Genomic DNA, 11,969 nt, shown 5'->3' on the forward strand with positions numbered 1-11,969 from the left:
GCCGCGCCTTCCGCAGGTGTCCACAGGTGCAGCGGTGACCGCCGGTCCTCAGTCCCCGAGGACGTGCCGGGGATGCCAGCCCAGCAGCCGCGCCGCGGAGTCGTCGGCGATCGAGTGGGCGGCGGCGGTGACGGCGATCGCCTCGTAGGCCCCGCCGCGCTCGCGCCGCAGTGCAGCCATCACCGCCGCCGCCAGATCCTCCGGATGCAGGGAGCTGATCGGGGTGCCGTCCTCCAGGGTGTGCAGCACCGGCTCGGCCTGCTCCTGCCGCAGCGGGGTGATCCAGCGGGGCCAGGCCTCGGCGGTGGTCGGGAAGGCCAGGCGCAGCGAGGTGATGGTCAGCGGCCCCTCCTCCGCCGTGGGCGCGGGGCCGTCGAGGGACAGGCGCAGCGCCTGCTCCGCCAACCGCTTCGAGAGGCCGTACAGGGCCGTCGCATCCGGGAGGGCCCCGGCCGGGATCGGCACCTCGCCGTATCGGGCGAAGACGTCGAGCGAGCTGATGTGCACGAAGGAGCGCAGGCCGAGGCGCCGGGAGAGCCGCATGGCCAGCAGTACCGAGCCGACGTTCACCCCGATCGCGGCGGCGGTGCCCGGCAGCTGCTCCGCCTCGCTGCCGTTCGGGAGCTGGGCGGCCAGATGCACCACGGCCTCGGCGCCCTCGAGAGCAGCGGTGAGCGCGGCGGGATCATCCGCCTCCCCGACCACGTCCCGCACGCCGGGCAGCGGGGCGGCGCCGCGGTCCAGGACCGTCAGCTCGTGCTCGGCCCGCCAGGCCTCCACCAGGGAGCTGCCGACCCCGCCCTTGCCGCCGATCAGTGCGATGCGCATGGGGTGATCGTCGCAGAGCCCGGCCATCGGCGCGAGAGATGGGGCACACCCCGAACCGGGTGCCCGCGCCCCCGGCTCCCCGCCAGGACCCTGACGACCGGGCGCGGGATCGGCGACGTCAGGCTGCGACGCGAGCCCGGTGCGCGGCCACCGCGGCGTCGGCGTCGGCCATGACCAGCATCCCGTGGATGTGGCCGCCGGCGAGCGCACCGCCGGCGGCCGCGGCCCCGACCTGCGCGCTGGGGTCCGCCGCGTTGCCGGCGACCCACACCCCGGGCACCTCGGTGGCGCCGGCGCTGCCGGTGGCGATCTTCCGCCCCATCTCGGCGGGCAGGTCCTCGACCTGGAGCCCGAGGTCCTCGAGGCCGTCCAGTCGCGGAAGCATCACGGTCGCGGTGGTCAGCACGCTGCGGGGCACCAGCTCCCCGCCCACGAGGCGCACTCCGGCGAGGCTGCCCTCAGCGTCCGCGACGATCTCCTCGATCCCGGTCTCGACGACGGTGACCCCGAGCGCCGTGAAGCGTTCGCGGGTCCCGGGGTCGATCTCGAGCCCCTCGGCCACGAACACGGTGACGTCCTCGGAGAGCGCCCGGAACATGAGCACCTGGTGGAAGGACATAGCACGGGTCGCGATCACGCCGATGGCCCGGTCGCGCACCTCCCAGCCGTGACAGAAGGGGCAGTGGACGAGATTCGTGCCCCAGTGCGCGGCCAGGCCCGGGATCTCGGGCAGCTCGTCGCGGATCCCGGTGGCGACCAGGAGTCGGCGAGCGGTGAGGGTGCGTCCGTCCGCGAGGGTGAGCGTGAAGCGCAGGTCCCCTTCGGCCGACGGGTCGGCGGCGCGGGCCGAGGTGACTTCTCCGGCGACGATCAGGCCACCGTACTGCCGCACCTCGGCGCGGCCGCGGGCCAGGTACGTCGCGGGCGCGGTGCCCTCGTTGCCGAGCAGGGCGTGGATGCCCTCGGCAGGGGCGTTGCGGGGCGCGGCGGAGTCGATGACGACGACGCTGCGGCGGGAGCGGGCGAGCATCAGGGCGCCGCTGAGGCCGGCGGCGCCGCCCCCGATCACGGCGGCGTCGACGACGGTGGCGGGGAGCGCATCGGTGGTGGCACCGGCCTCGGCGACGGTGGGCACGACGGCGGAATCGTCGGCGGTGGTGGTCTGCGGGTCGATGGTGATCACGGGTGTCCTCTCGGTGGGGGCCTCCGACGGGAGGCATGCCCCGACCGTAGACACGCCTTGCCGCCAAGGCATAGCCTCTTGCTCATGACGCAAACTTCTGAGGGTGTGGACGGCCTGGTGCGCCAACGGCTGCGTGCGCTGCGTCTCGCCCAGGGCCTGTCCCTGGGGGATCTCGCGGCCCGCGCCCATCTCAGCCCCTCCACCCTGTCGCGCATCGAGAACGGGCAGCGCCGCCTCGCCCTGGACCAGCTGGTGGTGCTCGCCCGCGCCCTGGACACGGGCCTCGACGAGCTCGTGGAGACACAGGCCGAGGAGGTGGTCTCGAACGCGACCGCGGAGCACGGCACGGACGCGCTGCGCTGGCGGATCCGCCACGCCCCGAACACGGTGATCCTCCGCCGACGGGTCACCGGGCCGCCGCCGGCGCGGGAACGGATGCGCGCCCATCCCGGCCACGAGTGGCTGGTGGTGCTCTCCGGCACCCTCACCCTGCTGCTGGGCGAACGCCGCTACCGGGTCACCGAGAACCAGTGCGCCGAATTCGACACCATGCTCCCCCACGCCTTCGGCGCCGAGGGCGGCCCGGTCGATGTGCTGCTCATCGTGGACCCCGAGGCACGGCGCGGCCACGAGCACGACGGAGAGGACTGACGGGACGCAGGACCGGCACCGCAGGAAGGGCCCGCTGCGCGGTGACGCGCCGTGCCCGAGAGCTCCGGGGAATAATCCCCTGGGCATTGTGGTTGATCCCTGGTAGCGTCCGTCGTGGTCCCGGGTGGTCGAAGCCCGCGATTCGGACCGGCGACCTCGTCGCCATCCCGGCGGAGAGACCCGCCACCAGGGCGCTGACACCGCCCGCTCGACCACCGCGAGCTTCGCGGCCCAGCGCACTGCCATGACGGCAGCGCACCGGAGCCCGACTCGCACGGCCTGCGCCCTCGCACCGCCTCCATCCCGCCGACCAGGCGGCCTCCCGTGGAGCATCGCGATCGGTGCGCGCCACCGGCCCGTCCGCCCCAGCGGATGCGGCCCGGCGATCGTCCGCCCCAGCGGATGCGGCCCGGCGATCGTCCGCCCCAGCGGACCGGTCACCCCCGCGCAGATCGCGCATCCCGGCATCCCGCCGGCACTCGAACATTCGGTCGGCCCTACGCCGACCTCGAAGGAGAAACACCATGCAGCACACCGATCATCGACGTCCCGACCGCGCACAGCAGCCTCTCGTCGTATTCCGCGACCAGAGCGCAGGCCTGCGCTACCTCACCCGTTCCACCCGCACCTCGGAGCACTCCACCACCTGGGAGGACGGGAACATCTACCCCGTCGTCGAGGTGGACCTGTCCTCCGCGGCGCACTTCGCGCGGGAGAGCGGCAAGGGCCGCCACCGCGACCTGGCAGGCACCGCCGCCTGAGGCAGCTCCGATCTGCCCGGCGAGCGCGGCACCGGCACTCGGCACCGAGCTCTGCGCGGACAGCACACCCCAGCGAGCCTCGGCGTCCCGGGCGGTTCGCTCGGCATCGCGGGAGCGCGGCGAGCCATCGGGGTCTACCGTGGCACCAGGAGCGATCCGTCGCCGCGTCGAGAAGAGGCCCGCCATGCCCACCACATCCCCCGGCACCACCGCCGGCCCGCTGGAGACCGAGGTGCTGGTGGTCGGCGCAGGCCCGACCGGGCTGATGGCAGGCCTGGTCCTGCACCGCCGCGGCGTCGACTCCCTGGTGATCGATGGGAAGAGCGGACCCACCCGGGAGTCGCGGGCGCTCGTGGTCCAGGCCCGCAGCATGGAGATCTACGATCAGCTGGGGCTCGCCCAGCAGGTGCTCGCCGGCGCCAATCCGGCCCAGCGCATACAGCTCGGACCCGATGCCGCCCCGGGAGTAGATTTCGGCCCCCTGCAGGAGGGGTGGACGCGGTTTCCCGGTGCACAGGTATTCGAGCAGTCCCTGAACGAGGAGCTGCTCTCGCGGACGCTCGCCGAGGAGGGAGCTCCCGTGCGCTGGGGCCATCGCTTCACGGCCCTCGAGACCCCGGCGGATGTCGCGGGTCCCGTCGAGGTGCAGGTCGAGGGCCCCGACGGCCCGCTGCGGATCCGGGCCCGCTGGGTGATCGGGGCCGACGGGGCGGGCTCCCCGGTGCGTCACGCCCTGGGCCTCCCCTTCGAGGGGGTCACCGATGAGGCGACCTTCTGCGTCGCGGACCTGCGCGGCGTGACCGGCTCTCCGGCGAACTCGCTCACGGCCCGCTTCGGGCAGCGGCGGTTCGCGATCACCTTCCCGATGGGCCCGGACGGCCATGTGCGGGTGGTGTGGTTGCACGGAGAGCGTGAGCCCGCGCAGGAGGAGGCGCTCGCGGGGATGCGCGAGGACCTCGCGATCGCCTACGACAGGGTGGACTGGTTCTCCGCCTACCGGGTGCACCATCGTGTGGCCTCGCACTTCCGTCGCGGCCCGACGCTGCTGGCCGGGGACGCCGCGCACGTGCACTCCCCTGTGGGCGGGCAGGGCATGAACACCGGCCTGCAGGACGGGCACCACCTGGCCCACCTGCTGGCCGACATCTCCGCCGGGCGCCTCGCCGACTCGGCTCTGGACCGCTTCGAGCGCGAGCGCCGACCGGTGGCGCTCACCCTGATCAGCGCCACCGACCGCGCCTTCGGTCTGATCGCCCGGCCGGGCCGCGGGACCGGGCTCCTCCGCCGACGGGCCCGCGACGTCCTGGGCGCCCTGGTCCCACGGCTGCTCGCCACGGAGCTGGGACCGCACGTGGCCGGGCTGCTCGGCCAGTACCGGATCCGCTACCACGCGGTGCCGAAGGGCGAGCCGTTGCCGCGGTGGGCACGGGAGCGCGCCGTCGGTCTGCGCCTGCCCCCGACCGATGAGAACGCCGAGATGCTGCGGGAGATGAGCTGGCAGCTGCACACCTACGGGGCCGACGCCGTGCGGCCCGCCGCGGTGGCCGACTGGATCGACGGTCCGTTCGCCTTCTCCCCGGATCCGCGGCGCCGACTGCGCACCGACCGCCTCTACCTGGTGCGGCCCGACGGGTATGTCGCGGCGTCCTGGCCCGTCCATGCCGGGGCGGTGGCGACGGCCGATGTGCGGGAGGCGCTGGCCGCGTACGCGGTGCGAGGCTGAAGCGCTGCGCGGCCTCGCACCCGTTCTGGACCGGGCGCTCCGGCGTGGTCGACACCGCCGGCCACCTGGAGCGCCTCCGTCGCCGCTACGCGGACACGATCGTCACGCCGCACCGCCTTACGGCCTGAGGTCGCGCCGCTGCGACTCGTTCCGAGACGTGCCCCGCCCTCGCTCAGCCGAGCACGGCGGCGAGTCGCGGGGCGACCCGCTCGGCCATCACCCGGTAGCCCTCCGGCGTGGGATGGAGCAGGTCACCGAGCAGGTGCAGCTCCTTCGCCGTGACGATCTCCGAGCCGTCGATCAGGGTGATCAGCGGGTCGTGCCGCTGCAGCACCGCGACCGCGCGGTGGATCAGTGCGCGGATCTCGCGCTGATCCAGGCCTGCGCTGTTGGGCTGCTCCTCACGGTGAGGCCCGGCGGTGGTCGGGCTCATGAGCACGATCGGGGCATCCGTCAGGCGCCGCACATGGTCGACGAACCCGATCACCATCGGCGGCAGGCTCCGCGCGGTGAAGGTGCCCGCCCCGTAGATGTTGGCCCCCAGGCACAGCGTGACCAGGTCCGGGCGGGACGCGCCGATGGTCTCGGCGAGTGGCGGATCCAGGTGGCACTGCCCGGATATGCCCAGCGCCGTCAGCTCGAACGAGTTCCGCGCGGCGAGCAGCGCGGGCCAGGTGCCGGTGGGGCTGACCGCCTGGTTGCACTGGGTGATTGAGCTGCCGTAGACGGTCCATCGCGGTCCGCGCGGTGCGGCCGGCACGCACTCGGTGGCGCCGTCCAGGACCACCTCGTGCAGCACCGTCGGCGCCGCATGCGGCAGCCACAGCTCCACCCGCGCGGGTCGGCCCGGCAGCTCGACGCGGAAGCTCACGCGCCCGCGGGCCTCGTGGCTCGCCGCCAGCTCCCCGTCCACCACCACGTCGAGGCTGCAGACGGAGCCCACCGGGGCCTCGCTCGTGGTCAGGGAGACCTCGAGGGCACTCGCGTCGGTCTCGATCTCGAGCCGCACCCCGTTCGGGATCCGGGCCAGCTCGTCGACCTCGGCGCTCATGATCCGCTCGAGATGCTCGGGTCGCACCCGCCACGGCTGCTGTCCGTGGGCCGCTGCGGTCCAGGTGGCGGCGCCGTGCCAGGCCTCCGGAAGATCCGCCGGTGAGATCGATCGGCGGGTGCTGACAGTGCTGGTCATCGGGATGACTCCTGGGGCGGCGACGATGCTGCGGGTGAGGACGGGACGCGCCAGATCGTACCGGGCGGCCCGTGCTCATGGCGTCACGCCGCCGCGGAGCCCGACGACGTGGTCGAGCACTCCGCACGTCCGACCCCTCGGATAGCCTCAGCACCAGCGACGACGAAGCCCGCCGGCGTCCAGCACCACTGCCCCGCGCCCGTCGCCCCTCACCACCGACCACACGCCGCAGGAGATCGCGCCATGACACAGCCATACAACGGGAACGAGAGCCCCGCACCCATCCCGAGCTCGCCCGACTCCGCCTACGGGCCCGATCTCGCCTATGGGCCCCAGTCCGTCGCGGGCTCGACCGCGGCCGCCGGCCATCAAGAGGCCGGATTCTTCCGCGCCATGTTCGACTTCTCCTTCACTCATTTCATCACGGTGAGGTTCTCGAGCTTCATCTATGTGCTCGCATTCATCGTCGCCGCGCTCTACTGGGCAGTGCAGGTGATCACCGGAGTTCTGATGGGCCTGGCACTCGGCGCCGACGTCTGGACCGGTGAGCAGGGCTTCAACGCCGTACCGCTGATCCTCGCCATCCTCTTCGGGTGGATCCCCTCCGTGATCCTGCTGATCGCCATGCGACTGGGACTGGAGTTCGCCGTCGCCACGGTCCGCACCGCGCAGAACACGAAGCGCATCGCCGACGCCACGGAGGCAGGTCGCTGACGCGAGCCGCCCAGCGGCACGCCGCTGCGACGGGCACCTGATCACCTGGGCGGGCAGGTGCCGCCCGCGCATAGGGTTCAGGGATGGAGCTGAACCACATCACGGACCGGATCGAGGCGCTCTCCGCGCAGTACGCGGAGCTCTACGGCATCGAGAGGTCCGGGAGCTGGGCGCTGCTGAAGCTCACCGAGGAGGTCGGGGAGCTCGCGCAGGCACATCTGACCGCGACCGGGCAGAGCCGTGACCGCGGCCTGAGCAATGAGGAGCAGGAACGGGTGGTGGCGGAGGAGCTGGGCGACGCGCTCGGCATGTGCCTGGTCTACGCCCGCCAGATGGGCATCGACCCCGAGCGGGCGGTCGCCGACAAATGGTTCCGGTACGAGCGCAGCACACCGGCGGCCACCGGCCCGTCGGCCCCCTGAACGGCGGACCCTGGTGTTCATCCGTCTCCAGAGCGCCGTCCCGAATCGTCGCGGTGTGTTCCCGGGCGTCTTCGCGATGGCGAACGGCCTGCGCGACGCCGGACTGCTGAGCCCGACCGATGAGGAACAGGTGCGCCGCTGGAACGCGCACGGCGAGCGCACCTACACCGACCCCAGCACCGTGCTCGCCGACTGCTATGACCCCGCCGTCAACCCCGGCGCGAGGTCATGGTTCAGGGACGACGCCACCGAACTGCTCCAGATGGCGCTGCGGTACACGGAGCTGCTGGACCGCTGCGAGGTGCCCTGGACCCAGCTGCGCACCGCCCGACCGGGGCGCATCGTCTACGAGGACCCGGTGCAGGTGGTGGCGGTGCCGTTCACGTATGACGAGCACTGGCCGCTCACTCCGCCGCGAACTGCCTGACCCACTCGGCTTCGCTGCGCAGCGGCCTGCCGGGCACCAGCGCCCCGTCGTCGACGAATCCCTCCTCGCGGTCCTCGAGGTGGGCGATCAGCAGCTCACGGTGACGGGCGAGCTCATTCGCGTGCTCCCCGGCCGCGACCAGGTCGACGCACTCGTAGGGATCCTCACGCAGATCGAACAGCTGTTCGCGCCCGTCGCCGGAGAACCACACGTACTTGTGGCGCTCGGTGAGGATCCACTGCATGGAATGCCGACCGAGCTGGTGGATCAGGTGCTCGCCCTGCAGGTGGTCGCGCACCGCGGCGCCCTCCGTCACCGTCCGTCGCACACTGGTGCCGGTCACCGGTGCGGGGATCGGCACCCCGGCCAGGTCCAGCAGGGTGGGCATCACATCGCGCAGCTCCACGATCGCCTCGACGTCACCGGCCGGGCCCCATTCCTTCCGCAGCCGCGGCGGCAGGTGCAGCAGGAAGGGGATGTGGCTGGAGCCCTCGTAGGCCACGGACTTCCGGTACAGATCGTGGTCGCCGAGCATCTCGCCGTGGTCGGAGACGAACAGGATCGCGGTGTCCTCGGCGACGCCCTGGTCGCGCAGGGTCTCCATCAGGCGGTTGATCTGGAAGTCGATGAACTCGATGCTGCCGTAGTAGCCGGCCTTCACCGCGTCGTGCCGCGACCGGGGACGATGCGCGAACTCGGCCTCGTCGTCACCGTCGTGGCGGAACTGCTCGAACTGTTCGACCCAGTCCCCCATCGGGCGTTCCGGCTGGTCGCGGCGGGAGTACTTGTCCCACAGCCAACCGGGCGGGTCGAAGGGGGCGTGCGGGCGGTGGAAAGACATGTACAGGAAGAACGGACGAGTGGGGTCCCGCCGGTTCAGGAACTCGAAGGAGGTATCGGCCACCCAACGGGTGGGGTGCAGCCGCTCCTCCCGCTCCCAGGGCCGGGCCACCATCGAATTGCAGCCCAGTCCCGTGTCCTGGTAGTCGGCAGCCGGATCGCCGGTCTGCGCCCGCAGCCAGGGCAGGTAGTCGTCGCCGCGGGCCGAGGCACCGCGATACTCTGCTCGGCTGACGTGCAGGTAGCCGTCGTGCAGCTGCACGTCGTCGAAGCCGCAGCGCGCCCGCTCGGGAAACACGTGCATCTTGCCGACGCCGTAGGTCTGGTACCCGTGCTCCCGCAGGGTGCCCGGCAGCGTGGTCGGGTACGCGTCGGGGAAGTTGATGCCCTCCCGGTAGCCGTAGCGGCCGTGGGTCTCAGGGCCCGTGCCGGTGAACATGCCCACCCGCGCCGGGATGCAGGTCGGCGTCGAGGAGTAGGCGCGGGTGAAGCGGTTGCCGCGCCGGGCCAGGGAATCGAGGTACGGGGTGTCGATGTGCTCGTTGCCCGCGCAGCCCATGGCGTCGAACCGCATCTGGTCCACACAGACCAGCACGAGGTTCGGTCGCCGCGCGGGCTGCGGGGCGGAGTCGGTGCTCGCGGCGCTCATCGGACCACCCTATGACCGGCTGCGACGGGGCATCCGGTTCACGCCTGCCCCTCGTCGAAGTAGCGGCGCAGCTCCTCCGGCACGGCCGGGACGTCGTACGGCATCCCACCGTCGCGGATCGACTCCGCGCCGTACACCCCGGTGGCCACGGCCTCGCGGGCGGCAACGGCGGAGACGTCGGTGATGCCGCCATGGCGCACGAAGGCCAGGAACTCGGCGACCAGGCTGGGATCGGCGCCGCCGTGGCCGCCGTCGGCGCGGGCGACCACCTCGACGGCGTCGGGTCGGCCGGGGCCGGAGCGGCGGGACTCCCAGATGTGGATCTGGTCCCCGCTGCCATCGCCCATGTTCTCGATCCGGCCGGCGTCCCCGATCACCGTGTAGTTGCGGAAGTAATCCGGGGTGAAGTGGCACTGCTGGTAGGAGGCCAGCACCCCGTTGTCCAACGTCATGTGGAGCATCGAGATGTCCTCGACATCGATGACGGGATTCAGCTCCTTCTGAGCGGTGGGCGGCCAGATGTCCGCGTCGTACCAGTCACGCATCTGGCGGTCGGAGTTGTCACGGCGGTCGGTGACGTCACCGTAGACGGCGAGATCCCCGATGCCGGAGACGCGGCGGGTGTAGCCGCCGGCCAGCCAGTGGATCACGTCGATGTCATGGGCGCCCTTCTGCAGCAGCAGGCTCATCGACTTCGCCCGCTCGGCGTGCCAGTCCTTGAAGTAGAAGTCGCCGCCGGCGCCCACGAAGTGCCGGCACCAGATCGCCCGCACCCGACCGATCCGGCCGGAGTCCACGATCGCCTTCATCTGCCGCACCACCGGCATGTGCCGCATGTTGTGGCCGATGTACAGCCGCGCCCGCTTCTCCTTCGCCAGCGCCAGCATCGCGTCGGTGTCCTCCACACCGATCGCCATCGGCTTCTCGCAGAAGGTGGGGATCCCGGCCCCGAGGGTCTGCAGCGCGACCGCGGCGTGCGCGAAGTCCGGCGTCAGGATCATCACCGCGTCGACGTCGTGATGGGACAGCAGCTCCTCAACGGTGCCGACGATCGGGATGTCCTCACCGAACGCCTCCCGGGCATTCACCTTCCCCCGCTCACCGGGATCGGCGACGACCGTGACCGCAGAGCCCTCCCCGGGCTGGTGGGCATGAGTGGCGAGGTAGTGGCGCGCGCCGAAACCGATGACGCCGATCCTGAGGTCTTCCATGAGGTTCCTTCCTGAGGGCTGAGACGCCGCACTCTCCGCCCATCAGCGGTGACGACGACTCCTGAGCGTGACACGGACTGCTGTGCCCGCCCCAGATGTAAAGCGTTTTACGAGAGCCTAACCCATGCCCCTCCTCGTACCGAGGGCCCGGCGTCCACGAGAAGAGCGCATGTAAACCGATTCACGACGAGGTGCTACAGTCCGCGTGAACCGTTTAGCAGAGGCGTCGATGACGCTCTCCGATGCCCTGCCGTGGCGGGAGACGACCGACATCGAGACGCCAACGGAGGCACCGTGAGCGATACCCAGAAGGTCGTGCCGAGCACCCCGGCAACGATCTCCCCCGCACCACTGCCCAAGCGGGCGCGAGGCCGCGGCGGTTCCTTCCTGCTGCAGCGGGCCGGCTTCTACGTCGTGACCGCCTGGGTGGCCCTCACACTGAACTTCCTGATCCCCCGCTTCATGCCGGGGGATCCTGCGCAGGCCCTCGCTCTGCAGATCACCAGACAGACCGGCGCCCAGCTCACCCCGGAGATGCTCGACTCGATCCGGACCCTGTACGGAGACCCGAACACCAATCTGCTCGAGCAGTACGTCTCCTACCTCGGGAGCATCGTCACCGGTGACTTCGGCATCGCCGTCTCCCGCTATCCGACCCCGGTGCTCGACCTGATCCTCGCCGCCCTGCCCTGGACACTGTTCCTGGTCGGAGTGAGCACGATCGTGGCCTGGGTGGTCGGCACGGGGCTCGGCATCATCGTCGGCTATCGTCCCGGCGGGAAGCTGGACAACTGGCTCACGCCGATCTCCCAGTTCTTCTCGTCGATGCCTTCGTTCTGGGTCGCCCTGGTCTGCTTGTGGATCTTCGCGCTGACGCTGGGGCTCTTCCCCTCCTCCGGCGGCTACGACCCCAGTGTGCCCTTCGAGATCACCAACTTCTGGTTCCTCGTCTCCGTCCTCCAGTACGGAGCACTGCCGATCCTGACCTCGATCTTCGTCGGCTTCGCCGGGTGGCTGTTCGCGATGCGCAACATGATGGTCACCACCGTCAGCGAGGACTACGTGACCCTGGCGCGTGCAGAAGGACTCAGCAATCGCCGCGTGACCTTCCGCTACGCCGCGCGCAACGCGATGCTCCCCAACGTCACCGGCCTGGCCACCTCGATCGGCGCGATCCTGGGCGGCGTGGTGCTGACCGAGATCGTGTACACCTACCCCGGCATGGGCTACCTGCTCTTCAACGCGATCACCACCAAGGACTACCCGCTGATGCAGGCCATCTTCTTGATGATCGTGCTCGCCGTGCTGATCGCGAACTTCATCGCGGACTCGCTGTACGTCCTCCTTGACCCCCGCACCAGGGAGAGCTGA

The 11,969-nt window shown here is 71.3% G+C and carries 13 protein-coding genes; 8 read left to right on the forward strand and 5 right to left on the reverse strand.

What is annotated here, in order from left to right; all coding sequences use genetic code 11:
- Positions 1-48: 48 nt before the first annotated feature.
- Together CFK38_RS00565 and CFK38_RS00570 are read right to left on the reverse strand one after the other, a co-directional pair.
- Positions 49-828: an NAD-dependent epimerase/dehydratase family protein gene (locus CFK38_RS00565; protein ID WP_157773293.1), complete on the reverse strand. Its 780-nt coding sequence runs from the start codon at positions 826-828 to the stop codon at positions 49-51.
- 118 nt (positions 829-946) lie between these two features.
- Positions 947-2,011 carry an NAD(P)/FAD-dependent oxidoreductase gene (locus tag CFK38_RS00570; RefSeq protein WP_245851164.1) on the reverse strand — a complete coding sequence of 355 codons (1,065 nt, stop codon included), beginning with the start codon at positions 2,009-2,011 and terminating at the stop codon, positions 947-949.
- An 84-nt stretch (positions 2,012-2,095) separates the two neighbouring features.
- Between CFK38_RS00570 and CFK38_RS00575 the strand changes: the two genes are divergently transcribed.
- From CFK38_RS00575 to CFK38_RS17460, 4 genes are all read left to right on the forward strand, one after another.
- Positions 2,096-2,662: a helix-turn-helix domain-containing protein gene (locus tag CFK38_RS00575; protein ID WP_096801320.1), complete on the forward strand. Its 567-nt coding sequence runs from the start codon at positions 2,096-2,098 to the stop codon at positions 2,660-2,662.
- Positions 2,663-3,186: 524 nt separating this feature from the next.
- Entirely contained in the window at positions 3,187-3,423 is a 237-nt protein-coding gene (locus CFK38_RS00580) for a hypothetical protein (protein WP_096801321.1), read from the forward strand.
- Between the two features lie 184 nt (positions 3,424-3,607).
- Positions 3,608-5,146, forward strand: coding sequence for an FAD-dependent monooxygenase (locus CFK38_RS00585; RefSeq protein ID WP_096801322.1), 1,539 nt, complete (start codon positions 3,608-3,610; stop codon positions 5,144-5,146).
- Positions 5,143-5,274 (forward strand): 50S ribosomal protein L31, encoded by a 132-nt coding sequence (locus CFK38_RS17460; protein ID WP_245851268.1) that lies wholly within the window; start codon positions 5,143-5,145, stop codon positions 5,272-5,274. Before CFK38_RS00585 ends, CFK38_RS17460 begins: the two co-directional genes overlap by 4 nt.
- 44 nt (positions 5,275-5,318) lie before the next feature.
- On the opposite strand, the gene CFK38_RS00595 is transcribed toward CFK38_RS17460, so the two are convergent.
- Entirely contained in the window at positions 5,319-6,335 is a 1,017-nt protein-coding gene (locus CFK38_RS00595) for a GDSL-type esterase/lipase family protein (protein ID WP_096801324.1), read from the reverse strand.
- A gap of 243 nt (positions 6,336-6,578) precedes the next feature.
- Between CFK38_RS00595 and CFK38_RS00600 the strand changes: the two genes are divergently transcribed.
- The 3 genes from CFK38_RS00600 to CFK38_RS00610 all read left to right on the forward strand — a co-directional run bounded on the left by CFK38_RS00600 (position 6,579) and on the right by CFK38_RS00610 (position 7,898).
- Entirely contained in the window at positions 6,579-7,049 is a 471-nt protein-coding gene (locus CFK38_RS00600) for a DUF4282 domain-containing protein (RefSeq protein ID WP_096801325.1), read from the forward strand.
- A gap of 83 nt (positions 7,050-7,132) precedes the next feature.
- Positions 7,133-7,471, forward strand: a complete 339-nt coding sequence (locus CFK38_RS00605; RefSeq protein ID WP_096801326.1) for a MazG nucleotide pyrophosphohydrolase domain-containing protein — start codon at positions 7,133-7,135, stop codon at positions 7,469-7,471.
- 13 nt (positions 7,472-7,484) lie between these two features.
- Complete coding sequence (locus CFK38_RS00610; protein WP_245851165.1) at positions 7,485-7,898, forward strand: hypothetical protein; 414 nt, start codon at positions 7,485-7,487, stop codon at positions 7,896-7,898.
- On the opposite strand, the gene CFK38_RS00615 is transcribed toward CFK38_RS00610, so the two are convergent.
- Together CFK38_RS00615 and CFK38_RS00620 are read right to left on the reverse strand one after the other, a co-directional pair.
- Positions 7,876-9,387, reverse strand: a complete 1,512-nt coding sequence (locus CFK38_RS00615; protein ID WP_096801327.1) for an arylsulfatase — start codon at positions 9,385-9,387, stop codon at positions 7,876-7,878. The two genes, CFK38_RS00610 and CFK38_RS00615, sit on opposite strands and share 23 nt — an antisense overlap.
- A 38-nt stretch (positions 9,388-9,425) precedes the next feature.
- Positions 9,426-10,598 (reverse strand): Gfo/Idh/MocA family protein, encoded by a 1,173-nt coding sequence (locus CFK38_RS00620; RefSeq protein ID WP_096801328.1) that lies wholly within the window; start codon positions 10,596-10,598, stop codon positions 9,426-9,428.
- Between the two features lie 294 nt (positions 10,599-10,892).
- Here CFK38_RS00620 and CFK38_RS00625 point away from each other — a divergent pair, with 294 nt between their 5' ends.
- Complete coding sequence (locus tag CFK38_RS00625) at positions 10,893-11,969, forward strand: ABC transporter permease (RefSeq protein WP_245851166.1); 1,077 nt, start codon at positions 10,893-10,895, stop codon at positions 11,967-11,969.

The organism is Brachybacterium vulturis, from assembly GCF_002407185.1.
GTDB classification, from domain to species: domain Bacteria; phylum Actinomycetota; class Actinomycetes; order Actinomycetales; family Dermabacteraceae; genus Brachybacterium; species Brachybacterium vulturis.

What these genes read in the sequence shown, in the direction of transcription:
- CFK38_RS00600 (WP_096801325.1), top strand. Translation starts at nt 6,579, where the DNA reads ATGACACAGCCATACAACGGGAACGAGAGCCCCGCACCCATCCCGAGC.
- CFK38_RS00615 (WP_096801327.1), bottom strand. Translation starts at nt 9,387, where the DNA reads ATGAGCGCCGCGAGCACCGACTCCGCCCCGCAGCCCGCGCGGCGACCG.
- CFK38_RS00620 (WP_096801328.1), bottom strand. Translation starts at nt 10,598, where the DNA reads ATGGAAGACCTCAGGATCGGCGTCATCGGTTTCGGCGCGCGCCACTAC.
- CFK38_RS00595 (WP_096801324.1), bottom strand. Translation starts at nt 6,335, where the DNA reads ATGACCAGCACTGTCAGCACCCGCCGATCGATCTCACCGGCGGATCTT.
- CFK38_RS00580 (WP_096801321.1), top strand. Translation starts at nt 3,187, where the DNA reads ATGCAGCACACCGATCATCGACGTCCCGACCGCGCACAGCAGCCTCTC.
- CFK38_RS00605 (WP_096801326.1), top strand. Translation starts at nt 7,133, where the DNA reads ATGGAGCTGAACCACATCACGGACCGGATCGAGGCGCTCTCCGCGCAG.
- CFK38_RS00565 (WP_157773293.1), bottom strand. Translation starts at nt 828, where the DNA reads ATGCGCATCGCACTGATCGGCGGCAAGGGCGGGGTCGGCAGCTCCCTG.
- CFK38_RS00575 (WP_096801320.1), top strand. Translation starts at nt 2,096, where the DNA reads ATGACGCAAACTTCTGAGGGTGTGGACGGCCTGGTGCGCCAACGGCTG.
- CFK38_RS00585 (WP_096801322.1), top strand. Translation starts at nt 3,608, where the DNA reads ATGCCCACCACATCCCCCGGCACCACCGCCGGCCCGCTGGAGACCGAG.